This is a genomic window from uncultured Pseudokineococcus sp., assembly GCF_947495735.1.
Taxonomy (GTDB): Bacteria; Actinomycetota; Actinomycetes; order Actinomycetales; family Quadrisphaeraceae; genus Pseudokineococcus.
Map to the genome: position 1 here is coordinate 160,053 of NZ_CANMAA010000003.1, position 22,863 is coordinate 182,915.

The 22,863-nt window shown below is 78.2% G+C and carries 19 protein-coding genes and 1 pseudogene; 10 read left to right on the forward strand and 10 right to left on the reverse strand.

Annotated features, from left to right (window positions below; genetic code table 11):
* Nucleotides 1-30 precede the first annotated feature (30 nt).
* Nucleotides 31-2,289 carry a YhgE/Pip domain-containing protein gene (locus Q0848_RS06045; protein WP_299036053.1) on the reverse strand — a complete coding sequence of 753 codons (2,259 nt, stop codon included), beginning with the start codon at nucleotides 2,287-2,289 and terminating at the stop codon, nucleotides 31-33.
* Entirely contained in the window at nucleotides 2,286-3,050 is a 765-nt protein-coding gene (locus Q0848_RS06050) for a hypothetical protein (protein ID WP_299036055.1), read from the reverse strand. The genes Q0848_RS06045 and Q0848_RS06050 overlap by 4 nt, the downstream gene beginning before the upstream one ends.
* 183 nt (nucleotides 3,051-3,233) lie before the next feature.
* Here Q0848_RS06050 and Q0848_RS06055 point away from each other — a divergent pair, with 183 nt between their 5' ends.
* Nucleotides 3,234-3,887, forward strand: coding sequence for a DUF2231 domain-containing protein (locus Q0848_RS06055; protein WP_299036057.1), 654 nt, complete (start codon nucleotides 3,234-3,236; stop codon nucleotides 3,885-3,887).
* A 90-nt stretch (nucleotides 3,888-3,977) separates the two neighbouring features.
* Here Q0848_RS06055 and Q0848_RS06060 read toward each other — a convergent pair whose 3' ends face one another.
* Nucleotides 3,978-5,765, reverse strand: a complete 1,788-nt coding sequence (locus tag Q0848_RS06060; RefSeq protein WP_299036058.1) for a hypothetical protein — start codon at nucleotides 5,763-5,765, stop codon at nucleotides 3,978-3,980.
* A 306-nt stretch (nucleotides 5,766-6,071) separates the two neighbouring features.
* Here Q0848_RS06060 and Q0848_RS06065 point away from each other — a divergent pair, with 306 nt between their 5' ends.
* Complete coding sequence (locus Q0848_RS06065) at nucleotides 6,072-7,322, forward strand: isochorismate synthase MenF (protein ID WP_299036060.1); 1,251 nt, start codon at nucleotides 6,072-6,074, stop codon at nucleotides 7,320-7,322.
* Between the two features lie 18 nt (nucleotides 7,323-7,340).
* On the opposite strand, the gene Q0848_RS06070 is transcribed toward Q0848_RS06065, so the two are convergent.
* Complete coding sequence (locus Q0848_RS06070) at nucleotides 7,341-8,069, reverse strand: haloacid dehalogenase-like hydrolase (protein ID WP_299036062.1); 729 nt, start codon at nucleotides 8,067-8,069, stop codon at nucleotides 7,341-7,343.
* 229 nt (nucleotides 8,070-8,298) lie between these two features.
* Here Q0848_RS06070 and gndA point away from each other — a divergent pair, with 229 nt between their 5' ends.
* Nucleotides 8,299-9,828, forward strand: a complete 1,530-nt coding sequence (gene gndA / locus Q0848_RS06075) for an NADP-dependent phosphogluconate dehydrogenase (protein WP_299036064.1) — start codon at nucleotides 8,299-8,301, stop codon at nucleotides 9,826-9,828.
* 85 nt (nucleotides 9,829-9,913) lie between these two features.
* On the opposite strand, the gene Q0848_RS06080 is transcribed toward gndA, so the two are convergent.
* The 3 genes from Q0848_RS06080 to Q0848_RS06090 form a co-directional block, all read right to left on the reverse strand.
* Nucleotides 9,914-10,786: a triose-phosphate isomerase gene (locus Q0848_RS06080; RefSeq protein ID WP_299036066.1), complete on the reverse strand. Its 873-nt coding sequence runs from the start codon at nucleotides 10,784-10,786 to the stop codon at nucleotides 9,914-9,916.
* Nucleotides 10,783-12,573 carry a dihydroxyacetone kinase family protein gene (locus Q0848_RS06085; RefSeq protein WP_299036068.1) on the reverse strand — a complete coding sequence of 597 codons (1,791 nt, stop codon included), beginning with the start codon at nucleotides 12,571-12,573 and terminating at the stop codon, nucleotides 10,783-10,785. Before Q0848_RS06085 ends, Q0848_RS06080 begins: the two co-directional genes overlap by 4 nt.
* Nucleotides 12,574-12,670: 97 nt before the next feature.
* Nucleotides 12,671-14,989 (reverse strand): bifunctional diguanylate cyclase/phosphodiesterase, encoded by a 2,319-nt coding sequence (locus Q0848_RS06090; RefSeq protein WP_299036070.1) that lies wholly within the window; start codon nucleotides 14,987-14,989, stop codon nucleotides 12,671-12,673.
* Between the two features lie 136 nt (nucleotides 14,990-15,125).
* Here Q0848_RS06090 and Q0848_RS06095 point away from each other — a divergent pair, with 136 nt between their 5' ends.
* Both Q0848_RS06095 and Q0848_RS06100 read left to right on the forward strand, forming a co-directional pair.
* Entirely contained in the window at nucleotides 15,126-15,920 is a 795-nt protein-coding gene (locus Q0848_RS06095; protein WP_299036072.1) for an SDR family NAD(P)-dependent oxidoreductase, read from the forward strand.
* A gap of 185 nt (nucleotides 15,921-16,105) precedes the next feature.
* On the forward strand, nucleotides 16,106-16,543 hold the full coding sequence (locus tag Q0848_RS06100) for a hypothetical protein (protein ID WP_299036073.1): 438 nt from the start codon (nucleotides 16,106-16,108) through the stop codon (nucleotides 16,541-16,543).
* A 64-nt stretch (nucleotides 16,544-16,607) separates the two neighbouring features.
* Here Q0848_RS06100 and Q0848_RS06105 read toward each other — a convergent pair whose 3' ends face one another.
* Nucleotides 16,608-17,630: an aldo/keto reductase gene (locus Q0848_RS06105; protein ID WP_299036074.1), complete on the reverse strand. Its 1,023-nt coding sequence runs from the start codon at nucleotides 17,628-17,630 to the stop codon at nucleotides 16,608-16,610.
* 309 nt (nucleotides 17,631-17,939) lie between these two features.
* Here Q0848_RS06105 and Q0848_RS06110 point away from each other — a divergent pair, with 309 nt between their 5' ends.
* The 5 genes and pseudogenes from Q0848_RS06110 to Q0848_RS06135 all read left to right on the forward strand — a co-directional run bounded on the left by Q0848_RS06110 (nucleotide 17,940) and on the right by Q0848_RS06135 (nucleotide 21,767).
* On the forward strand, nucleotides 17,940-18,923 hold the full coding sequence (locus Q0848_RS06110) for an ATP-binding protein (protein WP_299036075.1): 984 nt from the start codon (nucleotides 17,940-17,942) through the stop codon (nucleotides 18,921-18,923).
* A 75-nt stretch (nucleotides 18,924-18,998) separates the two neighbouring features.
* A pseudogene (locus Q0848_RS19015) lies at nucleotides 18,999-19,347 on the forward strand (phosphotransferase); the annotation flags it as partial.
* 43 nt (nucleotides 19,348-19,390) lie between these two features.
* The gene (locus Q0848_RS06125) at nucleotides 19,391-19,831 is read left to right on the forward strand and encodes a hypothetical protein (protein WP_299036450.1); all 441 of its coding nucleotides are present in this window, start codon (nucleotides 19,391-19,393) and stop codon (nucleotides 19,829-19,831) included.
* Entirely contained in the window at nucleotides 19,777-20,424 is a 648-nt protein-coding gene (locus tag Q0848_RS06130; protein ID WP_299036076.1) for a winged helix-turn-helix domain-containing protein, read from the forward strand. The genes Q0848_RS06125 and Q0848_RS06130 overlap by 55 nt, the downstream gene beginning before the upstream one ends.
* Nucleotides 20,421-21,767 (forward strand): MFS transporter, encoded by a 1,347-nt coding sequence (locus tag Q0848_RS06135; RefSeq protein WP_299036077.1) that lies wholly within the window; start codon nucleotides 20,421-20,423, stop codon nucleotides 21,765-21,767. The genes Q0848_RS06130 and Q0848_RS06135 overlap by 4 nt, the downstream gene beginning before the upstream one ends.
* Nucleotides 21,768-21,924: 157 nt before the next feature.
* On the opposite strand, the gene Q0848_RS06140 is transcribed toward Q0848_RS06135, so the two are convergent.
* Nucleotides 21,925-22,431: a hypothetical protein gene (locus Q0848_RS06140; protein WP_299036079.1), complete on the reverse strand. Its 507-nt coding sequence runs from the start codon at nucleotides 22,429-22,431 to the stop codon at nucleotides 21,925-21,927.
* Nucleotides 22,428-22,703: a helix-turn-helix transcriptional regulator gene (locus tag Q0848_RS06145; protein WP_299036081.1), complete on the reverse strand. Its 276-nt coding sequence runs from the start codon at nucleotides 22,701-22,703 to the stop codon at nucleotides 22,428-22,430. The genes Q0848_RS06140 and Q0848_RS06145 overlap by 4 nt, the downstream gene beginning before the upstream one ends.
* Between the last annotated feature and the right edge of the window lie 160 nt (nucleotides 22,704-22,863).

Below are 22,863 nucleotides of genomic sequence, written 5' to 3' on the forward strand. Positions count from 1 at the left end.
CCGGTAACCACTGTAGACCTCCGGCGGCGCTCACCCCAGAGCGGGGCGCAGGTCCGCCGCCCGGACCACCCGTCCGCGCCGCGCGGCGAGCGCGGAGGCGGTCAGGCCGAGCAGCAGGTAGCCGAGCAGGACGGCCACGGCGACGAGCACGGGCCGCGCGGAGCCGCCCGCCACCAGCGAGCGGAAGGCCTCCACCGCGTAGCTCATCGGCAGCACCTGGTGCAGCGCCGCGAGCGGGGCGGGGAGGGTCTGCCACGGGAACGTGCCGCCCGAGCTGACGAGCTGCAGGACCAGCAGGACGAGCCCGATGAACTGCCCGGTGAGCCCGAACCACGAGACGAGGGCGTGCACGACCGCGACGAAGGCGGCCGAGGCCAGCAGCAGCAGGGCGAGCAGGCCGACGGGCGAGGCGGGCTCGAGCTGCAGGACGGCGACGACGACGACCCACAGCAGCACCGCCTGGACGACCCCGACCGCCGCGGGGGGCCCGTAGCCGCCGAGCGCCACCCCGAGGGCGGGCCGGCCCGCCGCGGCGGCCCGGCGCGAGAGCGGGCGCACGAGGAGGAACAGCACGTACCCGCCGATCCACAGGGCCAGCGCCATCAGGTAGGGCGCGAGCCCCGCCCCGTAGCTCTCGACCGCGGCGTCGCTGGCGCTCGCCGTCGCGACCGGGTTCGCGATGGCGCCCACGGCCCGCTCGCGCTCGTCCCCGTCCAGGTCGGGCACCCCCTCGGCGCCCTGGACGAGGCCCGCCTGCAGGGACGCGGCCCCCTCCTGCGCCTGCCCGACGCCCGTGGCGAGCGCGCCGGCGCCCTCGGCCAGCTGCGCCGAGCCCGCCACGGCCTGGTCCTGCCCCTGGGCGAGCCGGCCCGCGCCCTCGGCCAGGGCGGACGCGCCCTCGTCGAGCGCGCGCGCGCTGCTGGCCAGCGGCCCCACGCCCTCGGCCAGCCGGCCCGTGCCGGTCGCCAGCGCGTCCGCGCCCTGCGCCGACGCGGCGACGCCCTGCGCGAGGGCCGGGGCCGCGCCCGCGAGGGCCGCGGTGCCGTCCGCCACCTGCGCCGAGCCCTCGGCGAGGGCGCCCAGGGCGGCGTCCGCCTCGGCGACCTGCCCCTGGGCCTCGCGCACCGGCTCGACGAGCGCGTCGGTCTGCGCGAGGACGGCCGCGACCTGGTCCCCGGTCAGCCCGAGCTCGACGAGCTGGGCCTCCAGGTCGGCGCGCGCGGCGTCCAGGCCCCCGACGGCGTCGGCGGAGGCCGTGGCGAGCGCGTCGGCGGTGCTGGCGACCTGGGCGTTGCCCTCCGCGACGGCGGCGGCGCCGTCCGCCAGCGCCCGGGTCTGCGCGGGCAGCTGGGCCGTGCCCTCCTGCAGCTGGCCGAGCCCGCCCGCCAGGGCGCCGGCGCCCTCGTCGAGCTGCTCGACGCCGCCGACGAGCTGGTCGACGCCGCCCACGGCGGCGCCGGTGCCGTCGGCCAGCTGGCCCGCCCCGGCGGCCAGCCCGGTGGCCCCCTCGGCCAGCGCGCGCTGGCCGGTGACGAGCGCGTCGGACCCCTGCGCGAGCCCCTCGGCGCCCTCGGTGGCCTGGCCCAGCCCCTCGGCCAGCGCCCCGGCGCCGTCGGCGGCCTGCTGCAGCTGCTGGCTGACGGTCGAGAAGCCCACGAGGAAGGAGCTCGCGGCCTGCTCGCCGACCTGCGCGGCGACGGCGTCCTGGGTGGCGGCGACGACCCGCTCGGCGATGGTGCGCCCGAGGTAGCTGGTGGCGTCGTTCGTCGTCAGCTGGAGCTGCGCCTGCCGCGGCGGGGCCGGCTCGCCCGCGGAGACCGCCTCCTGGACCGAGGCCAGGTCGGCGGAGAAGGTCGCGGGCACCAGCAGCGAGGCCTCGTAGCGGCCCTCGCGGACGCCCTCGGCGGCATCGGCCGCGTCGGTGCGCTGCCAGTCGAAGGTGCCGTCCTCCTCCAGGTCCCCCGCGAGCTGGGAGCCCACCGACAGCAGGACCCCGCCCGTGGTGGCGCCCTCGTCCTCGACGACGAGCGCCGCGGGCACCTGGTCGAGCCGCTCGTAGGGGTCGTGGTTGGCCCACAGGTACAGGCCCGCGTAGAGCACCGGCACCAGCGCGAGGGCGACGACGGCGAGCCTCGCCATCGGCGAGGCCAGGAGGCGGTGGACCTCCGCGCCGGACGAGGCCCGGGCTGCCGCCAGGACCCCCGGCCGAGGGGCGCGCCGCGGGCCGTCGTCCGCCGGGGCGTGGTCGTCGGCGGGGGTCTGGCCGCCCGCAGGGGTGTGGTCGCTCACAGGGTCGCCTCCACGGAGAGCTCGGTCGGGCGCGGGGGCAGGTCGTCGGGGCGCTCGGCCCGCGGGACGCCGGAGGCGGCGCGCAGGTCGCCGGGGCGCAGGAGACCGGCGCCCTCGACGACGGCGGCCTCGGCGCGGGCCACGAGGACGGCGACCGCGAGGCCGCGCCCCGCCAGCTCGCCCGCGAGGTCCCACCAGCCCCCGGCCTCCCGCGCGTCCCCGCCGCCGCGGTCGGGGCGCGCGAGGACGAGCGCCTCGACGGCCGGGCGCGCGGCCGCGAGCTCGGCGAGGGCGCGGGTGCGCGTCGCCGGGGGCAGGTCCCGGGCGGGGACGTCCGCGACGTCGGCGAGGCCGAGGTCGTCGAGCCAGGCGCGCGCGTCGCCGCGCGACGCCGGGCGGCCCGCGGCGCGCAGCTCCTCGGCGACGGCGGCGCGCAGCGGCAGCGCGGGCTCGGGGTCGGTGACGCCCGGGACGTCCACGACGGCGGTGCGGCGGCGCAGCTCGTCGCGGCCCCAGAGGCCGACGTCGTGCCCCGAGACGAGCAGGCGCCCGCGGGTGGGCAGGAGGCGGCCCGTCAGCGCGAGGGCCAGCGCGACCGGCGCCTGCCCGTCGTGCCCGGCGTCCACCGCCACGAGGGCCCGCCGACCGGCGGCCACGAGCACCCCCGTCGCCGGGAGGACGCTCGCTCCCCCCACCTCGACGGCGACGTCCTGGGCCTCGATCTCCATGCAGAACTCCTCGGGCTCCCCGCTGCTGCGCACCGGTCTGTCCCGGCGCCCCGGCCCCGCGACGGCCCGGCGGGCGCGCGGAGCGGCGGTCACGACGGTACGGCGGTCCCGGTGGCGCTCCGTCGCGGCCCGGCGGGCGCGCCCGTCGCGCAGCGACGACAGTGGTCACGGGATCAGGCCCGCGCCGCACGGGGCGGGCCGGGGAGGACGAGACCCGTGGACGACACGCAGAACGGCACCACCAGCAGCAGCGCCCAGGTCACCGAGGGCGCACCGGCCACCGAGCCGCGCCCCCTGGCGGTGCGGCTCATGAAGCGCCTCGAGGGCGCCACGTGGCTCGACAAGACCGTGGACCTGGAGCAGAAGCTCGCCGCGAAGGCGCTCACCGCCTCGCCGTCGCTCCTCGCCCTCCTGCGCGGGCGGCCCGTCGGCCACGCCGTGCACCCGCCGATGACGGACGTCCCGATCGGCTCGTGGGTGTCGGCGTCGGTCCTGGACCTCGTCGGCGGCCGCTCGGCCCGCCCGGCGGCGCGGCTGCTCCTCGGCCTCGGCTGCCTGTCGGCCCTGCCGACGATGCTCACGGGCACCGCCGAGTGGATCGGCACCAAGGAGGGCGACAAGCGGGTGGGCTACGTCCACGCCGTCGCCAACGGCACCTCGCTGGCGGGCTACGCCGCCTCGTGGTGGGTGCGCCGCGACGACTCCCGCCACGGGCTCGGCGTCGCCCTCGCCCTGGCGTCCGGGGCCGTGGCCGGCATCGGCGGCTACCTGGGCGGGCACCTGTCCGTCGCCCGCGACATCGGCACGCGCGACCCCGCCTACGTCGACACGCCGGGCGCCCGCGAGCTGTACAGCCCCCACCGCGACTGACCGCCCGACCAGGCGCGAGAGCGCCCGCGCCCCGAGGGGCGCGGGCGCTCTCGCGTCTGGGGCCCTCTCGCGTCTGGGGCGGCCGGCGCGCTACTGGTAGGAGACGAAGTCGGGGAGCGCCTCGACGTCCATCGTCTCGGCGGGCGTCATGGTCGGGACGTCCTCGTCGTAGAAGTTCTTCCAGCCCCAGCGCATCCCGGCGGGGGCGTCCTGCTGCAGCACCCGGTAGGTGTCCAGCTTCTGGCCCGGCGTGCCGTGGCCGTCGGCGTGCACGAGCGGCACGAGCTCGTCGTGGGACATGTCGAGCCGCTCGCGGTCGACGATCATCCGCGTCTGGAACTGGTGCAGCAGGAAGACCTTCGGGGGCAGGTCGTTCTCGGCGGTCAGCTGCGCCAGCCAGTCCCCCACCTCGTTGACCTCGTCGACGCCCACCTGGCCGACCTGGCGCAGGTGCACCTGGTCGGGGCGCAGGCGCCACTCCGGGTCGAGCGCCAGACCGACGTGCGGGTAGGTGAGCAGGCTCTCGTAGCGCTGCGCCTGGGTGAGGAAGTCGCTGCGGCCGGGCTGCAGGTCCAGGACGACGTACACGCCGGCCTCGCCGGCGGCCTCGACCCACGGGCGGATCTCCTCGGGGGGGATCTCGTAGGAGTAGTCGCCGTCCTCCCCGGCGGAGGCGGACGCGACGGTCGTGATCAGCTCGAAGGTCGGCACGACCGGGTCCTCGACCAGGTCGTCGTACTCCGACGCGACCTCCTTCGCCCGCTCGATCGCCGCGTCGAGGTCCTGCTCGCCCAGCACGCCGAGCGAGGGCGTCCCCGGGGTGCCGTAGAGGGCGATCATGTGGCGCCCGGGGAAGGGCACCTGCCCGCCGCCGGGGAGCTGGACGCCGGTCTCGACGACCGCCATGCGACCGGTCAGCCGGTCGACGTCGCCGAAGGCGGGCGACAGGGCCAGCACCGAGGCGGGCGGCGCGGCCGAGATCCGGTCCACGAGCTCGACGTCGGCGCGGGGGTCGCCGCCGGGCACGTCCTCGACGGTCGCGCCCGCGGCCCGGGCGCTCGCCGCCGGCGCGAGGTCCACGGGCTGGCCGGTGGACAGCGCCACGAGGCCCTCCCCGGACCCCTCGGCGGACGGCGCCGGGCTCGCACCGGCCTCGTCGGCCTCCGCGCGCCCCGGGGCGTCGACGTCGGCGGTCGCCGCGTCCAGGACCTCGGCGTCCAGCGCGCCCTCGGCCCACGTCCGGGAGGCGTCGTCGGCGGCCAGCACCTGCTCGGCGCCCAGGCGCTCGACCTCGGCGACCACGGCGGCCGGGTCGGCGCCCGGGGCGAAGCCCGCCGGCGAGTCGCCCTCGGCCGTCTCCCCCGGGGCACCGCCCTCGGCGCCAGCGGTGGGCGACGCCGAGGCGTCGTCGGTCGGCGACGCCGTGGCGCTCTCGGCAGCGCCGGTCGACGACGCGGCCGCGCTCCCGGAGGGCGAGGGGGACGCCGCGGGCTCGGGCTCGGGGGCCGCGACCACCAGGAGGGGGACGCCGAGCTCCTCCGCACGGGCGCCCGCCCCGGCGACGTCCGCGGCCTCGTCGACCACGACCACGACGGGCGAGGAGGTGAACAGCGCCTCGCTGGCGGGCACGGAGCGGTCGCCCTCGGCGTCGAGGACGGCCACGGCGGGCACGTCGGCCAGCTCGACCACCGGCTCGTCCCCGCCGCCGAGGAGGCCGCCGCCGCTCCCGCCGCCGTCGGACCCGCCGTCGCCGGACCCCGACGTGCAGCCCGTGACCAGGACGAGGCCGAGCGCCCCGGCGGCCGCCGCCCGGGCGGATCGACGGAGCCGCCGGCGACGAGGCTGCGGCGGGGTCGAGGTCGAGGTGGGAGTCGTCACCCGCTCGACGGTATCGGCCTCACCCGCCCGGCCGACCCCTCCGCGGCCTCGGGAGGCTCGGTCGCGAGTCCCTTCCGCACCGGCCCGGCCGCGGACGTCGTCGCCGGCTCCCCGCGAGCGGCTCCCGGCACGACGGGTCGGCGACGGCTCCCCGCGCTGGTCGACCACCCGGCGGGCAGGACGGCGACGACGGGGCGGCGAGCGGGTCCTCGAGGCGCTCCGCGGCGTCGGGCGCGGCGCAGGCCCCGCCGGGTGACGGCGCGGGCCGGCGTCGCCCGGGGCGCCGGGCGGGGGGATGATGGACCCGTGGCGGCAGGCGGCGGGACGACCCGGGTCCAGCGGGGGACGCCGCCCGTGGCCCTCCCCCGCACCGGCGAGCGCACCGCCGTCGACTCGCCCGCGTCCCTGCTCGCCGCCCTGCGCCCGGGGCGGGACGCCCTGTGGTCCTCCCCGCGCGGCACCGTGCTCGCGCAGGGCGCGGCCGAGCGCCTCGACCTCCCCTGGACCGCCGACCTGCCCGGCGCCGTGGCCGACCGCCTGCGCGCCGTGGCCGCCGGGGGCCGCGGCGAGCCGGTCGTCGTGGGCGCCCTCCCCTTCCGGATCGGGGACACCGCCTCGCTCGTGCGGCCCGAGGCGCTGCGACGGGCTCCCGGCCGCCTGAGCCCGAGCGGTCCGGCGCGAGCCGCCCAGGCGGTCGTCCACGAGCAGCCGGCGCCGTCCGAGGACGCCTACCGCGACGCCGTCCGCAGCGCGCTGGACCTCCTCGCCGCGGGAGCGCTCGAGAAGGTGGTCCTCGCCCGCGCCCTGGACCTGCGCACCGAGGGCCCCGTCGACGTCCGGGCGCTGGTCGCGGCTCTCGCCCGCCACGACGAGGAGGCGCGCGTCTTCGCCGTCCCCCTCGCGCCGGGGGCACCGGCGCGAGGCGACGGCGCGCCCGGGGAGCCCCGGGTGCTCGTCGGGGCCAGCCCCGAGCTGCTCGTCTCCCTGACCGCCGGGCGCGTGCTGGCGACCCCGCTCGCGGGCTCGACCGCCCGCTCCTCGGACCCGGTCGAGGACGCCGCCCGCGCCCGCGCCCTGCTGGCCTCGGACAAGGACCGCCGCGAGCACGCCCTCGTGGTCGAGGCGATGGTGCGCTCCCTGGGGCCCTGGTGCTCCGAGCTCGCCGTCCCCGACGGCCCCGAGCTCGTGGCCACGCCCACCGTCTGGCACCTCGCCACCCGCCTCGAGGGGCGCACCGCCGACCCCTCCACCACGTCCCTGCACCTCGCGGGCGCGCTGCACCCGACGCCCGCGGTCGGCGGCACGCCGTCCGGTGCGGCCCGGTCGGCGATCGAGCGCCTCGAGCCGGTCCCCCGCGGCTACTACGCCGGCGCGGTGGGCTGGTGCGACGCCGCGGGCGACGGCGAGTGGGCCGTGACGATCCGCTCCGGCGTCGTGCGGGGCAGCGCGGTGCGCCTGCACGCGGGGGCCGGCATCGTGCGCGGCTCCGACCCCGACGCCGAGCTCGCCGAGACGACCGCCAAGCTCGCCCTCCTGCGGTCCGCGCTGGGGGCCTGAGGCGCCGAGCCCCTACGGCTACCGGCCACCGGCGTCGGGCGGCGCGGCGGTCCCGGCCCAGCGCAGCACCTCGACGTCGTCGCCGAGCGCGCGGCGCAGCCGCCGCAGGTCGCGCCGGCTCGGGTCGACGACGTGCGGGACGCGCGCGGCCCGCAGCAGCGGGACGTCGCGGGCGCTGTCGGAGTAGGCGTGGTCCACCGGCAGCACCACCCCGGCGGCCTCGAGCGCTCGCATCTTGCCCGGCCCCCGCGCGTGCAGGACGGGCTCGGGGAACCGCCAGCGGTGCCGCACGAGCGTCGAGGCGACGACCTCGACGTCGCCCAGGCCCATCACGGCGCAGACCTCGCGGGCGAGGGGCTCCGCGCACCCGGTCGCCACGACGACGCGGTCGCCGCGGCGCAGGTGCTCGCGCACGCGCTCCACCCCGGCCGCCGCCACCCGACCGCCGTCGGCGTCCGCGTGGACGGCGGCGACGCGCCGCGCCTCCTCGGCGAAGGCCCCGTCGTCCAGCCCGAGGCCCGCGAGCCAGACCAGGCCCCGCTCGGCGACCGAGCGCGTCGGGGGCAGGACCAGGGCCGGAGCCCACAGGGGCGCCGCGACGACCGCGGCCAGCAGCCGCAGCCGGTGGCGGGAGAGCAGGTGGCGCAGCAGCGCCGCGAAGGCGTCGCCGGCCACGAGCGTCCCGTCGAGGTCCACGACGACGACCTCGGGGACGCCGCCCGCTCCCGCCCCCGCCGCGTCGCTCACGCCCGCGATGCTGCCAGGGGCCCCGGAGTCGTCGACGACGTCGGGCTCGGGCGCCGGGTCGCGGCCGGGACGGCGCGTCGGCACGACGGGCGCCCGCGCGTCCGTTCCGCGACCCGTCCCGGCACCGGCGCACCCGGTCCGGCACGATCGACGCCAGCACCACCCGCACCGCCACGACGAACCCCCCACGGGGCGCGGACCTCCCGCCCCGGTGATCCCGGGAGAACGCATGCCAGGCACCACCGAGACAGCCAGCACCTCCGCGGCGAGCGGCACCGGCGGCGAGCAGGACCTCGCCGTCATCGGCGTCACCGGCCTGGCGGTCATGGGCCGCAACCTCGCCCGCAACATCGCCCGGCGCGGCCACGCGGTCGCCGTGCACAACCGCAGCTCCTCGCGCGTCGACGAGCTCATGGCCGAGAACGGCGACGAGGGCGACTTCCGCCCCTCGCACTCCCTGGAGGACTTCGTCGCGTCCCTGGCGAAGCCCCGGCGCGTGATCATCATGGTCAAGGCCGGCCCCGCCACCGACGCCGTGATCGACGAGCTGGTGCCGCTCCTCGAGGAGGGCGACATCGTCGTCGACGCGGGCAACGCCCACTTCGAGGACACCCGCCGCCGCGAGCGCGACCTGCGCGAGCGCGGCCTGCACTTCGTCGGCACCGGCGTCTCCGGCGGCGAGGAGGGCGCGCTGCTCGGGCCGAGCATCATGCCGGGCGGATCGAAGGAGTCCTACGACGCGCTCGGGCCCATCCTCGAGAGCATCGCCGTCGAGGTCGACGGGACCCCCTGCTGCACCTACGTCGGCCCCGACGGCGCCGGGCACTTCGTCAAGATGGTGCACAACGGCATCGAGTACGCCGACATGCAGCTGATCGCCGAGGCCTACGACCTGATGCGCCAGGGCCTCGGGCTGTCCCCCGCCGAGCTCGCCGACGTCTTCGACGAGTGGAACTCCGGGGACCTCGAGTCCTTCCTCGTGGAGATCACCGCGCGCGTGCTGCGGCACACCGACGCGCGCACGGGGAAGCCGTTCGTGGACGTCGTCGTGGACCAGGCCGAGCAGAAGGGCACGGGCCGCTGGACGGTCCAGTCCGCGCTCGACCTCGGCATCCCCGTCACCGGCATCGCCGAGGCCGTCTTCGCGCGAGCGCTGTCCGGCGCCGCCGGGCAGCGGAAGGCCGTGCTGGACAAGGGCCTCGCGGGCCCCAGCGGCGGCCGCCTCGAGGGCGCCGACGCCGAGGGCTTCGTCGACGCCGTCCGCCAGGCGCTCTACGCCTCCAAGGTCGTCGCCTACGCCCAGGGCTTCGACCAGATCACCGCGGCCAGCGCCGAGTACGGCTGGGACGTCGACCGCGGGATGATGGCGACGATCTGGCGCGGCGGCTGCATCATCCGCGCCCGCTTCCTGGACCGGATCAAGCAGGCCTACGACGCCGACCAGCACCTGGCGTCGCTGCTGCTGGACGACTACTTCGCCTCGGCCGTGGCCGACGCGCAGGACGCGTGGCGCCGCGTCGTCGTGACGGCGATCCAGCTGGGCATCCCCGCCCCCGGGTTCTCCAGCGCGCTCGCCTACTACGACGGCCTGCGCCGCGACCGGCTCCCCGCCGCGCTGGTGCAGGGGCAGCGAGACCTGTTCGGCGCGCACACCTACCGCCGCGTCGACGCCGAGGGCACCTACCACGTGCTGTGGTCGGAGGACCACTCCGAGGAGCGCCAGGACGTCGGCGACCAGGGCTCGCACAACCCGCACTGACGAGCGCCCCACGAGCAGGGCCCGCCGCTCCCGCGGCGGGCCCTGCTCGCGTCGGCGGCCCTCGGCACGAGGAGGGCTGCGGGGCTCAGCCGGCGGCCGCCACCAGGGACACCAGGCGCAGGAACCCGTCCGCCTCCCACGCCGCGCGGCCCACGAAGAGGCCGTCCACGCCGGGCACGCGCAGCAGGTCCGGCGCGCCGTCGGCGTCCACGGAGCCGCCGAAGAGCACCCCGGCGACGCGGTCGCCCACGTCCGCGACGAGCGGCTCGACCACCTCGGCGACCTCCTCGGGCCGGGCCGGGCGCCCCGAGGCGCCGATGGCCCACACGGGCTCGTAGGCGAGCACCACCCGCGCGGCGTCGGCGGCGTCCAGCCCGTCGACGACGAGGCGCACCTGCTCGAGGACGTGGTCGACCGACCCGCCGACCGAGCGGACGGCCGCAGACTCCCCGACGCACAGCAGGGGCACGAGGCCGTGGCGCAGAGCCGCCCGCACCTTGAGGGCGACGCGGGCGTCGGTGTCCCCGAAGTGCTCCCGGCGCTCGGAGTGGCCGATCTCGACCAGCTGCGCCCCCGCGTCGGCCACCTGCGGGACGGAGAGCTCGCCCGTCCACGCCCCGGCGTCCTCCCAGTGCGCGTCCTGCGCGCCGACGAGGACGTGCGGCGCCTCGCGCGCGAGCAGCGCGGAGACCTCCGCCAGCGCCGTGGCCGGCGGGACGACGAAGACCTGCGGCGAGCTCCCGCCCGGTGAGCCGCCGTCCTGCGGACCGCCCGGACCGCCCGGGCCACCCGGCGCGCCGGCGCCGCGCTCGGCCAGGCCGGCCGCCACCGTCCGCGCCCACGCGAGCCCCTCGGCGCGGGTCTTGGTCATCTTCCAGCTCGTGCCGATCCACCGGGTCCCGCGCGGCGGCAGCGAGACCTGCTGCAGCGCAGGGGCCTGCGCGCCCCCGGGGCTCACGAGGAGGTCTCCGCGGGCCCGCGCCCGGCGTCCCGCCCGGCCGGCCCCACGGCGCCGGGCGCCTCGTCGGCGGAGAGGTCCCCGACGACGGCGCGCACGACCATGCTGAAGGACAGCGCCCCCGGGTCGGGCGTGCCGACGCTGCGGTCGCCGTGCGTGCGGGCGCGGCCCACCGAGGCCGAGACGTCCGCGGTGGCCTCGGCCGCCTCCACGGCGGCACGGGTGGCGGTGTCCCACGCCGCGCGCAGGCCCTGGTCGCCCGCGCGGGACTCCAGCGCCTCGACGAAGGGCACGATCGCGTCGACCATCGTCTTGTCGCCCGGGCGGGCCCCGCCGAGGCGCAGCACGGCGTCGACGCCGGCGCGCACCGCCGTGACGACGTCCTCCTCCGAGGGCGCCCGGTCGTCGTCGAGCGAGGAGCCCGCGGCCGTGAGGGCCGCGCCCCACAGCGCCCCCGAGGTGCCCCCGGCGCCCTCGGACCACGCCTCGCCGGCGCGCACGAGCACGGTCCGGCAGCCCGCGCCGGCGTCCACGGCGCGGCGCGCCGCGTCGGAGGCGGCGCGCAGACCGCGGGCCATGCCGATGCCGTGGTCCCCGTCCCCGGCGACGGCGTCGAGCTCGCCCAGCCGGTCGGAGGCGGCCACGACGACGTCCCGCGCCGCGTCCACCGCGTCGGCGACGCGGTGCGCCGCCCGCTGCGAGGGCTCGGCGGCCGGGGGCACCTCGGCCTCCTCCTCGTCCTCCACCGGGGGCACCGGCTCCACGTCGGCGGGCGCTGCCGAGCGCCGGTACGCGGGGGCGTCGCAGGCCGCGCGCCAGTGCTCCTCCAGCTCGTCGTCGAGGAAGGCGATCGTCAGCGAGGCCCCGGTCATGTCCAGGCTGGTGACGAGCTCGCCCACCTCGGGCCGGACGACGACGAGCCCGGCCTCGCGCAGGCGCTCGTCGACGCGGCGGTGCAGGACGAGCAGCTCGTCCTGGGAGCCGCCGCCGAGGCCGTTGAGCACGACGGCGACCCGGCCCCGGTAGCCCTGCGGGCCGTCCCCGCGCTCCGGCTCCTCGGCGAGGACGCCGTCGGCGAGCAGGTCGGCCACCCCGTCGGCCGCCGGCAGGTCGCGCTCCTCGAGCCCGGGCTCGCCGTGGATCCCGAGGCCCACGCCCATGCGACCCCGGTCGATCGTGAACAGCGGCTCGCGGGCCCCGGGCAGGGTGCAGCCGGACAGCGCCACGCCGAGCGTGCGGGTGCGGTCGTTGGCGCGGCGGGCGAGCGCCTCGACGGCGTCGAGGTCGAGCCCCGCGGCCGCCGCGGCGCCGGCCACCTTGAGCACCACGAGGTCCCCGGCGATGCCGCGGCGCTCGTCGACCGAGTCGGGCCCGGCCGAGGCGATGTCGTCGGTGATGGCGATCTCTCGCACGTCGACGCCCTCGCTGCGCAGCATCTCGGCGGCGAGGCCGAAGTGGAGGACGTCCCCGGCGTACTTGCCGTAGCCGAGGAGCGCACCGCCGCCGACCTCCGCGGCGCGGACGACGGCGCGGATCTGGGACGCCGACGGCGAGGAGAACATGCCCCCGCAGGCGGCGCCGGCGGCGAAGCCCTCCCCCACCCAGCCGGCGAAGGCCGGGTAGTGCCCGCTCCCGCCGCCGACGACGAGGGCGACCGAGCCCTCCGCGCCGGGACGGGCGCGCACCACCCCTCCGCGGACGCGCCGCAGGTGCTGGGGGTGGGCGGCGACCAGGCCGTCGACGGCCTCGTCGGCGAAGTGGTCGGGGTCGTTGACCAGGAGTGTCACGCGCGCGCCTCCATCGGCTGGCGGGAGGGCGTCGCGGGCCGCGACGCCGAGGCCCTCCCCATCCTAGGAAGGGAGCGGCCCGGACGTCGCCCCGCGGTCAGGGCGCCGGGACGCCGGCTCCGGCGTCCGCGGGGACGAGCGGGTGCAGCAGCGCCTCCATGTGCTCGGCGGCCAGGGCCGGGGAGAACAGGTGGCCCTGCCCGTACCGGATCCCCAGGTCCACCAGGAGCGCGCGCTGGTCGGCCGTCTCGACCCCCTCGGCGAGGACGTCCAGGCGCAGCGCCCGCGCCATCGCCGCGATGCCGGCGAGCAGCCCGAGGTCGTCCTCGAGCGAGGTGACGAGCGAGCGGTCGAGCTTGAGCAGCGAGACGGGGAAGCGCTGCAGGTACCCCAGCGACGTGTAGCCGGCCCCGAAGTCGTCGAGGCTGATGCGGACGCCGGCGCGCTGCAGCGCCTGCAGCTCCCGCACGACCTGCGGCGAGGCGGGCACCTGCTCGTGCTCGGTGATCTCCAGCCGCAGCATCCGCGACGGCACGCCGTGGCGGCGCAGGAGGCGCTCGACCCGCGCGTCCAGCCCTCCCTCCACCAGGCTCGCGGGCGTCACGTTCACGCTCACCGGGACGGCGTCCAGCCCCGCGCGCAGCCAGCCGCCCACCTGGCCGAGCGCGAGGTCGAGCACGTGCGCGTCGACGTCGACGTCGCGCCCCATATCGTGGGCGACGGTGAGGAAGTCCACCGGCGGGAGCAGCCCCAGGTGCGGGTGGTGCCAGCGCACGAGGGCCTCGGAGCCGACGACCTCACCGGTCTCGAGCAGGACCAGCGGCTGGTGGTGGACGACGAGCGCGCCCACGCGGGCGGCCGGTGCGCCCTCGAGCACCAGGCGCAGGTCTCCCGCGAGCCGCTGGCGCCGCTGCACCTGGGTCCTCATGCGCGGGCGGTACGTCGTCACCCCCGCCTTGCCGGCCGCCTTGGTCTCGTACAGGGCGATGTCCGCGCGCGTCAGCGCCTGCGGCAGCGTCGACGGCGCGACGACGTGGACGACGCCCACGCTGGCGCTGCCCCGCAGCTCGTGGCCCGCCACGGACAGGGGCTGCTGCACGGCCGCCACGAGCCGCGCCGGCACCTCGTCGTGGACCCGGCGGCGCTCGGCGCCCGGCGCCCCGCCGGCGGGCGAGCCCGGAGCGCGCGGCACCGGGGTGCCGGGCAGCAGGACCACGAACTCGTCCCCGCCCAGCCGCGCGACGACGGCCCCCGACCCCGCCGCGCGCACCAGCGCCGCGGCGACGGCGCGCAGCAGCTCGTCGCCCACCTCGTGCCCGTGCGTGTCGTTGACGGCCTTGAAGTCGTCGAGGTCCACCAGGCACAGCAGGACGCCGTCGGGGTCCTGGACCAGCCGGCGGAACGAGGCGTCCAGGCCGCGCCGGTTCCGCAGCCCCGTCAGCGCGTCGTGGTCGGCGGCGCGCTCGCTCGAGCGCAGGGCCTCGACGCCGCGGAGCATCCCCAGCGCGGCGATCACCGCGCCCGCGCCCACGAAGGCGCTGGTCGGCAGGCCCCCGGGCGTGGCCGAGGCGCGCTCGACGAGCCACAGCGCGGGGGCCACCCCGACCAGGGGCACCAGCCCGAGCAGCTGGACGGACGCGGCGCGGCGTCCCACCTGCGGGCCGCCGTCCAGCCCGCGGGTCATGGACGGCAGCAGGGCGGCGCCGCCGAGCACGACGAAGCACGCCGCGCCCGCGGCCTGCAGGGGGCTGCCGGGGCCGGGCCCGTCGGGCACCACCGCGCCGGCCAGGTGGTAGCCGAGCCCCAGGACGGCGCCGAGCACCAGCAGCCGGGTGGAGACGGCGAGGGAGGAGCGGGAGGAGACGAAGCGGAGCACGAGCGCGAGCAGGAGGACGTCGAGGGCCGCCGTCGCGACCCCGAGCCCGGACGTGCCGACCTCGGGGGCGCCCGGGGCGGGGGCGCCGAGGCGGGCGACGAGCTGGGCCGTGGCGAGGACGACGACCGCCACGAGCAGTGCCCGCTCGAGCAGCGGCCCGGGCGCCAGGTGGTCGCGCAGGCGCCCGCACCGGCGCGGGCCGGTGAAGAGCCGGGCCACGAGGGCCGCGCCGATGAGCTGGCCGGCGACCATGGCCTCCAGCGGAGCCGTCCGCACGCCGTCCGGGGACAGCGCGGACCAGGTCTGCGCGCCGGCCCAGCACGTGAGCATGAGCCCGATCGCCGTCCACGCGCGGCGGCGGGCGGGGCGGTGGACCACCACCCCGACGGCGACGGCCGCCACCGAGGCCCAGGCGGCGCCCACCAGCAGGGCGGGGCGCAGCGCCGGCACGAACAGGGCGCAGACGGCGACCCCCGCGGCGACGAGCAGCACGACGCCGGCGGCGGCGGTCTCGGCGCGTGGACGGGTGCACCCGGGCACCGCGCACCTCCCCGCTGGGACGGCGGTCGCCGGCCCTCCCACCGTCGATCGGCCGCGCCCGCCCCGCGACTGAGCCGTGGGCCGCGGCACCGCCCGTCCGGCCCTCGCGGAGCCGGCCGGCGATAGCCTCGCGGCCGTGCGGCTGGACGGGGCGACGGCGCTGGTCACGGGTGCGGGCAGCGGGCTGGGGGCGGCGACGGCGGCCGAGCTCGCCCGGGGCGGGGCGCGCGTCGTGCTCCTGGACCTGCACGCCGACGCGGCGGCCCGGAGCCTGGGCGCCCTGCCGGCCGGGCCGGCGGGCGCTGCGGCGCACGTCGCCCTCGCCGGGGACGTGACGTCCGAGGAGGACGTCGCCGCGGCCGTGGGGGCCGCCGGCTCGGTGCCCGGCTCGCCCCTGCGCGCGGTGGTGCACTGCGCCGGCGTCGGCACGCCGGGCAAGGTCCTCGGCCGGCGGGGGCCGCTGCCCCTGGCCGACTTCGAGCGCGTGCTGCGCGTCAACGTCGCGGGGACCTTCAACGTGCTGCGGCTCGCGGCGGCGGCGATGGCCGGCTCGGAGCCCGTCGGCCCCGACGGGGAGGAGCGCGGCGTCGTGGTCCTGACGGCCTCGGTGGCGGCCTTCGACGGGCAGGTCGGGCAGCCGGCCTACGCGGCGTCGAAGGCGGCCGTCGCCGGGCTGGTGCTGCCCGCCGCCCGCGAGCTCGCCGCCTCGCGCATCCGGGTCCTGGCCGTCGCGCCCGGCGTCTTCGCCACCCCGATGGTCGCCGGCCTGCCCGAGGAGGCGGTGGCCGACCTCGAGGCGGGCGTCCCCCACCCCGGCAGGCTCGGACGGCCCGAGGAGTTCGCCGCCCTCGCGCGCCACCTCCTGGAGAACCCCTACCTCAACGGGGAGGTCGTCCGCCTCGACGGCGCCCTGCGGATGCCGCCGGCCTAGCGCCCCGGCGGCCCCGAGCCGCGCCGGGCGCCCGGACGGTCGGGGGGCGGTGACCTCCGCGCCGTCCGGCGGCGAGCGCTGCTCCGCCCCGCGCGCCCCGACCCCTGCGCCGCGGCGCTCGGCCGGGGTCCGCCCGCACGGGCGTGCGCCGTGGCATCGTCGCCCATGACGCTGAGGGAGGACCTGTGACGACGAGCGACGACCCGCCCCCGGGCGAGGCGACGGACGGCGACGACGCCCGTCCGCCGTCGGACGACGGGCGCGCCCCGCGCCGGCGCGCCTGGCCGTGGGTGGTGGCGACCCTGGCGCTGGTGGCCGTCCTGGTGGGCGTGGGCGCCGGCGTCTTCGCCCTGCTCGACCGGACCTTCGGGGCCGACGAGTCCGCCGGCGGCGGCTCGGTGGTCGTCGAGGAGGGTCTGTCCGAGGGCGACGCCTACGGGGACAACCCCGACCTCGACGCGCTCTGGGACGCGTGCGAGGACGGCGACGGCACCGCCTGCGACGACCTGTACCTGCAGTCCGCCCTCGGCTCCGGCTACGAGGGCTTCGGCTACACCTGCGGCGAGCGCCTGGGGGAGGCCGAGGAGCGCCCCCTCTCCTGCGAGGAGGTCACCAGCGGCTGACCGCCGAGGACGGGGCGGACGCCCCCGCTCCGCCCGGCGCGCGGCCGGGCGGAGCGGTGCGTCGTCAGTCGAGGGTGCGCGTGCGCTGCTGGACGCCGGCGGGGCCGTAGGGGTAGTCGGCCGGGGTCGGGGCGCTGGCGTCGTCGAGCTTCGCCGTCTCCACGTCCGTCAGGTGCAGCCCCACGGCCCCGAGGTTGCCCTCGAGCTGCTCCGGCGTGCGGACGCCGAGGATGACCGAGGCCACGCCGGGTCGGTCGTGCAGCCACGCCAGGGCGGCCTGGGCCATGGTCACGCCACGACCCTCGGCCACCTGCTGGAGGACCTCGAGCACGGCCCACGTCTGCTCGCTGCCGCCGCGCTTGTCGTAGGCCTCCATGCCGCGCTGGGGGTCCTCGCCGAGCCGCGTCGCGCCCTCGGGGCGGGCGTCGCGGCGGTACTTGCCGCTGAGCCAGCCCCCGGCGAGCGGGCTCCAGGGCAGCAGCCCGAGGCCGCCCGAGAGGCACGCGGGGACGATCTCGTACTCGGTCTCGCGGACGAGCAGGTTGTACTGCGGCTGGTGGCTCACCAGGGGGAACCGCCCGGCGGCCAGCGCGACCATCGTCGCGGTCTGCCAGCCCGTGTAGTTCGACAGCCCGGCGTAGCCGATCTTGCCCGCGCGCACGGCGTCGTCGAGGAAGCCGGCGGTCTCCTCCATCGGCGTGACCGACTCGTGCGCGTGCACCTGGTACAGGTCCACGTGGTCGGTGCCGAGCCGCTGCAGCGAGCGGTCGAGCGAGCGGCGCAGGTTGCGCCGCGAGCCCCCGGCGTCACGGGGCTCGACGCCGCGGCTGGGGAAGCGCCCCTTCGTGGCGAGGACGACGCGGTCGCGCCGCGAGCTGCCCTGGGCGGCCATCCAGCGGCCGATGATCGACTCCGACAGGCCGCCGGCGTAGACGTCGGCGGTCTCCAGGACGACGCCGCCGGCGTCCACGTACTGCGACATCATCCGGTGGGACGTCGCCTCGTCGGCCTCCGCGCCGAACGTCATGGTGCCGAGCGAGTAGGTCGAGACGGCCAGGCCGCTGCGACCGAGGGTGCGGTGCTCCATCGCGGTGCTCTCCTCATCGGTGGGTGTCCGACCACCCTCCCGCGCGCGGGCGGCGGTGGCGACGCGAAGCACGCGCCGTCCTCGCCGTCGCCGTCAGCCGCGCCCGGCGCGTCGGGGACGTCGTCCGCCGCCGCGCGTGGGAGGAGGACCGAGGCCGCTGGTGGCCGGGCCGGTCGAGGAGGTGCACGTCCACCACGAGCAGCAGACACCCGTTCGGGTGATGACAGGGTGGCGCGCACGCCGTTGTCGTCCGATGTGTGCCGAGTCGGGCACCATGCTCGTGCTGGGAGCGGACGTCCAGGGGGCTGCGTGACCGATGATGCGCGGCCCGTCGCCGCGGGCGCTCGCCCGGTGAGCGCCGACCTCGGCCGGATGACCCTCGGCCCGCGGGCCGGTGCCGCCAGGTCGGCCCGTCGCTTCGTGGAGGACCAGCTGGTGGGCGCCGGCCTGGAGCACCTGGCCGACGACGCGGGGCTGCTGACGACGGAGCTGGCCGCCAACGCCGTCCTGCACGCGCGCACCGACTTCGACGTCGTGGTGCACCGGGTGGCCAGCGGGGCGCGGGTCGAGGTGCGTGACCGCTCGAGCGTCCTGCCGGTCTTCACCGCCCCCAGCGCCACCGCGATGAGCGGGCGAGGGCTGCTCCTCGTGCAGACCCTGGCCGCCGCCTGGGGCAGCGAGGTGCTCCCGGTGGGCGGGAAGTCCGTGTGGTTCGAGCTGGCCGAGACGGCCGTCGTGGCGGACCTCGACCTCAGCGTCGACGACCTCCTCGCGGCGTGGGCCGACGAGGAGCCCGCGCCGCAGGTCCCCGTCCCTCGTCTCCCGCCCTCCGAGGCCGCGAGCGGCCGCCACGTCGTCGTCGCCGACGTGCCCGCGCAGGAGCTGCTGGCGGCCAAGGAGCACCTGGACGACCTCCTGCGGGAGCTGCAGCTGGTGCTGCTGGACACCGGCGACGGGGGCGAGGACCACTCGCCCTCGACGCAGCGGACGGCGGAGGTGGTCGCGCTTGCCCGCCGCCTGGACGCGGCGGCGCGGGCCTTCGACGTCGTGCGGCGCCAGGTGCGCGAGCAGGTGAGCCGGGCGGTGGCCGCCGGCCTGGCCCAGGTCACGCTGCGCCTGGAGGCCTCGCCGGGCGACGGGGCTGCTGCGGTGGCCTACCGCTCGGCGGTCGAGGCCGCGGAGGTGCTGGCCCTGGAGGGCGCCCTGCTCACCACGACCGACGACCTGGGTCGCCACGGCGCGGTGCGCCGGGACTACCTCGACGACTTCATCGCCCAGGTGGGCCACCGCTGACGCCCGAGGACCGTCGGTGCGCCCCCGGGTCGGGGAGGTCACGACCGCACCGACGAGACGACCGAGCACCCGGGAGCCGTCGCGGCTCCCGCGTGGGACGGGCCGCCGGTGTGGGTGCACGGCGACCTGCATCCCGCGGACGTCGTCGTCGCGGACGGGACGCTGGCGGGCGTCGTCGACTTCGGCGACCTCTCCGTCGGCGACCCGGCGGTGGACCTGGCGGCCGCCTGGGTGCTCCTGCCGGCGGGTGCGGCCGCACGCTTCTTCGCCGCGCACTCGGAGGTCGATGAGGCCACGCGCCGGCGGGCTCGCCGCGCTCGAGTCCCTCTTCCTGATGCTGATGGGTCAGGACGGGGACCGCGGGAAGCCCGCGTGGGGTCCGGCGGGACGGGCAGCGCTCGACCGGGTCCTCGACGGGTGCTGACGCGACTCCGCGGGGAGGACCCTCGACACGCCCCCTGGTCGCCGTGGTCCTCCTCGGGCCGGGCAGCGCGGCGCTGCCCGGCCGCGGCGACCCGCCGGTCGTCGCCGACCCGCCGGTCGTCGCCGACCCACCCGCGCCCGTCGTCGCGGTCGGGCTGTTCGTGGTGGTGCTGGTCCTGGCGCGGATCGAGCACCGCGAGCTGACCCGCGACCCCGAGGGCGACCTCGTCCCCTCCCCGCTCGCCGCGGACCCCGGGCGGTCGACGCCTGCGGGTGCCCGCGCACGGCGAGCCGCCCTCGCGCCCGCCCTCCTGGTCCCCGCCGTCTGCGTCGCCCTCGCCTCCCTCGGCTGGCCGCTCCCCCGACCACGCAGTCGGCGAGATCCGAAAGTATCATTGCGCAACGTCGGCTTCGGATCTAGGTTCGCGGCATGGCACCCCGGAAGCCGAGCCGACGCCTCGAGGACGTCCAGGACCTGCGCGTGATGGCCCACCCGCTGCGGGTGCGCCTGTACTACGCGCTCACCGCGCTGGAGGCCGCGACGGCCTCGCGGCTGGCGGAGTCGGTGGGCGAGTCCCCGGCGCTGGTCAGCTACCACCTGCGCCAGCTGCGCGACCACGGGTTCGTCGAGGAGGCCCCGGACCTGGTCAGCGACCGCCGGGAGCGGTGGTGGCGCCCGTCCACCGAGGGGTTCCGCTTCTCCCTGCCCGAGGCCGGTGACGTCCCCGAGGCCCGCGCTGCGGCGGTCGCGCTGCAGCGCACCGCCCTGGCCAACCAGCTCGAGCGGCTGGAGTCCTGGCGCGACGAGCAGCCCTCGTGGGGGCCGGCGTGGTCCGAGGCCGCGGTCTCCTCCGACACCCTGATGCGGCTGACCCCGGACGAGCTCACCGCGATGGACGACGAGCTGCACGCGGTCCTGCGCACCTACCGGGAGCGGGCCCGCGACCGATCCCCCAGCACGACGCCCGACCAGGACACGGCACCCGAGGCCGCCGAGGCACCCGAGCCCGGCCGAGGAGCGCCGGACGGGCGCGAGCACGTGTTCCTCTTCCTGCACGCCTTCCCCTTCCGGCCATGACCACCACCGCGCCGCCGACCAGGGCGGCCTACCGAGACCTCAACGTCCTGCGGTGGACCACCGGGCTGTTCCTGAGCCTGCTCGGCGACCAGGTCTTCTTCATCGCCCTGGCCTGGACCGCCACCCAGGTCGCCACCCCCTCGGTGGCCGGGCTGGTGGTGGCCGCCGGCGCCGTCCCCCGCGCCGCGCTGATGCTCTTCGGCGGCGCCCTGGCCGACCGCGCCGGCCCCCGCCGGACCGCGCTGCTCAGCGACGCCGCCCGCACCGCCGTGATGCTCGTCGTCGCCGCCGTCCTGCTCCTCGAGCCGCCCTCCGCCGCCGTCCTGATCGCCCTCGCCGTGGCCTTCGGGACCATCGACGCCGTCTTCATCCCCGCCGTCGGCGCCATGCCCGCCGCCCTGGTCGAGCCCACCGAGCTCTCCCGCGTCACCGCGATGCGCCAGGCCGTCCACCGCGCCACCACCATCGCCGGTGCACCCCTGGCCGGGTGGCTCATCGCCGCCAGCAGCCTGTCGGTCGTCTACCTCGTCTGCGCCGGGCTCTTCGCCGTCTCCGTGGCCGCCCTCGCCGCCACCCGCACCCGACCCCCCGCCCCGCCCCCTCCCCCGGCCCCGACCTCGGCCCCTGCCTCGGGAGCCGCCCCGGCGGACGCCGGAACCGACCAGCCACCCACGGCAGGCGGGGCCCCCGACCAGGCGCCCCCGGCGACCCGCTCCCCCGCACGGGGACTGCTGGTCGACGTCACCGCCGGCCTGCGCTACGTCCGCGGCCACACCCTCCTGCTGCCCCTGCTCGTGCTCACCGCCGTCGCCGAGCTCGGCTTCGTCGGCGCGGTCAACGTCGGCCTGCCCTTGCTGGCCGACGCCTCCGGATGGGGACCTCAGGGCGTCGGCTGGGTCCTCGGCGCCTGGGGCGCCGCCGCCGCCCTGGCCTCGGTGGTCCTGACCCTCACCGGCTCACCCCAGCGCGCCGGGCTGGTCGGCATCGCCTGCCTGCCGCTCATGGGCGTCTCCCTCGCCGCCATCGCCCTGGCCCCCTCCCTGAGCACCGCGGCCGCCGCAGCAGCCCTGCTCGGGCTCGGCTCCGGGATCATCTCCCCCGTCTTCGGCGGCCTGGCCCTGGCCGCCGCCGACGCCCACCAGGTCGGACGCGTCATGTCCGTCCTCAGCCTCGCCAGCTTCGGCGGCGCCCCGCTCGCCCACGCCGCCACCGGCGTCCTCGTCGACCTCACCGACGCCACCGCGCCGTTCCTCCTCGGCGGGGCCGTCGTCACCGTCACCGGGCTCGTCGCCTTCGCCGTGCGCCCGGTCCGCACCGCCCGACCCGACGGCAGCACCGCCTGACCGGGCGACCCGGCTCTCGGCGACCGGGCGCCGCCGTCCACCTCGGCACGCCCCCTCGCCGGCGAGGAGTCGGCGTGGCGACGTCCTCGCACGGCGCGGAGGCGGTCTCCGACCTCGAGCCGGACCACTCGCTCGGGCCGACGTCGCGAGCAGGCGGTCAGGGCGAGACGCGTCGGGCCCGGCGCCCGCCCCAGGCGAGGAGCGCGATGGCGACGGCGGCACCGACCAGCATCCCCCAGAGCGTGCCCTGGCCGAAGGAGCCCTCCGGCGCCGCCCGCACCACCCCGACGCAGAGGGCTGCGAACAGCACCACGAAGACGAGCATGCGCCAGCGCAGCACCGTGTAGCCCTCGGCGGCCCCCAGGTCCAGCCCGCGCGCCTGGGCGAAGCCGATGACCACCCCGGATGCCAGCCCCGCGGCGAGGAACATGACCAGCGCGTACGGGATGGCGGTGGCGCCCCCGACCCACACCGAGACCACGGCGGCGACGGGGAGCAGCCAGAGCACCAGCTGGAACCCGACGGCGCTGGCCTCGTTCCAGACGTCGCGCTGGTGCTCCTCGTCGTAGAAGGGGCTCCCGAGGTCGCCGATGCGCTCCGCGGTGCGCACGAACCACCCCTCGCGCACCTCCGCGGTGCCGTCGGCCTGCAGGTGGTCCCTCATCGGTTCTCCTCGTTCCGGCTGGCCTCGCCAGCACCACCGGTCGCGACCCCAGCGGCCGCGCCGTGTCCGAACAGCTCCTCCACGCTGCGCCCCAGCCGCTCGGCCAGGGCCAGGGCCAGGTACACCGACGGCGCGTAGTCGCCGGCCTCGACGGCCACGACGGTCTGACGGGTCACCCCGGCGGCCGCAGCCAGCTCGGCCTGGGTCAGGCCCATCGCTGTGCGTGCACCTCTGACCTCGTTGCTGCGCCCCTGCGCAGACCGTCGTCCCACGTGCAGAGTGTCTGGTCTACCCGACACCGTGTCAAGTAACGTCGACAAGCGCCGGGATGGGGGCGACCGACCGCCGGGGTCTCGTCCGTCCCGCCGGCGCCCCGAGGCGGACGACGTCGCTGGTCACCACGCCTGGCCGTCGCCGTCCGGGCCCGGGCCG

What these genes read in the sequence shown, in the direction of transcription:
- gndA (WP_299036064.1), top strand. Translation starts at nt 8,299, where the DNA reads ATGCCAGGCACCACCGAGACAGCCAGCACCTCCGCGGCGAGCGGCACC.
- Q0848_RS06105 (WP_299036074.1), bottom strand. Translation starts at nt 17,630, where the DNA reads ATGGAGCACCGCACCCTCGGTCGCAGCGGCCTGGCCGTCTCGACCTAC.
- Q0848_RS06130 (WP_299036076.1), top strand. Translation starts at nt 19,777, where the DNA reads ATGGCACCCCGGAAGCCGAGCCGACGCCTCGAGGACGTCCAGGACCTG.
- Q0848_RS06135 (WP_299036077.1), top strand. Translation starts at nt 20,421, where the DNA reads ATGACCACCACCGCGCCGCCGACCAGGGCGGCCTACCGAGACCTCAAC.
- Q0848_RS06140 (WP_299036079.1), bottom strand. Translation starts at nt 22,431, where the DNA reads ATGAGGGACCACCTGCAGGCCGACGGCACCGCGGAGGTGCGCGAGGGG.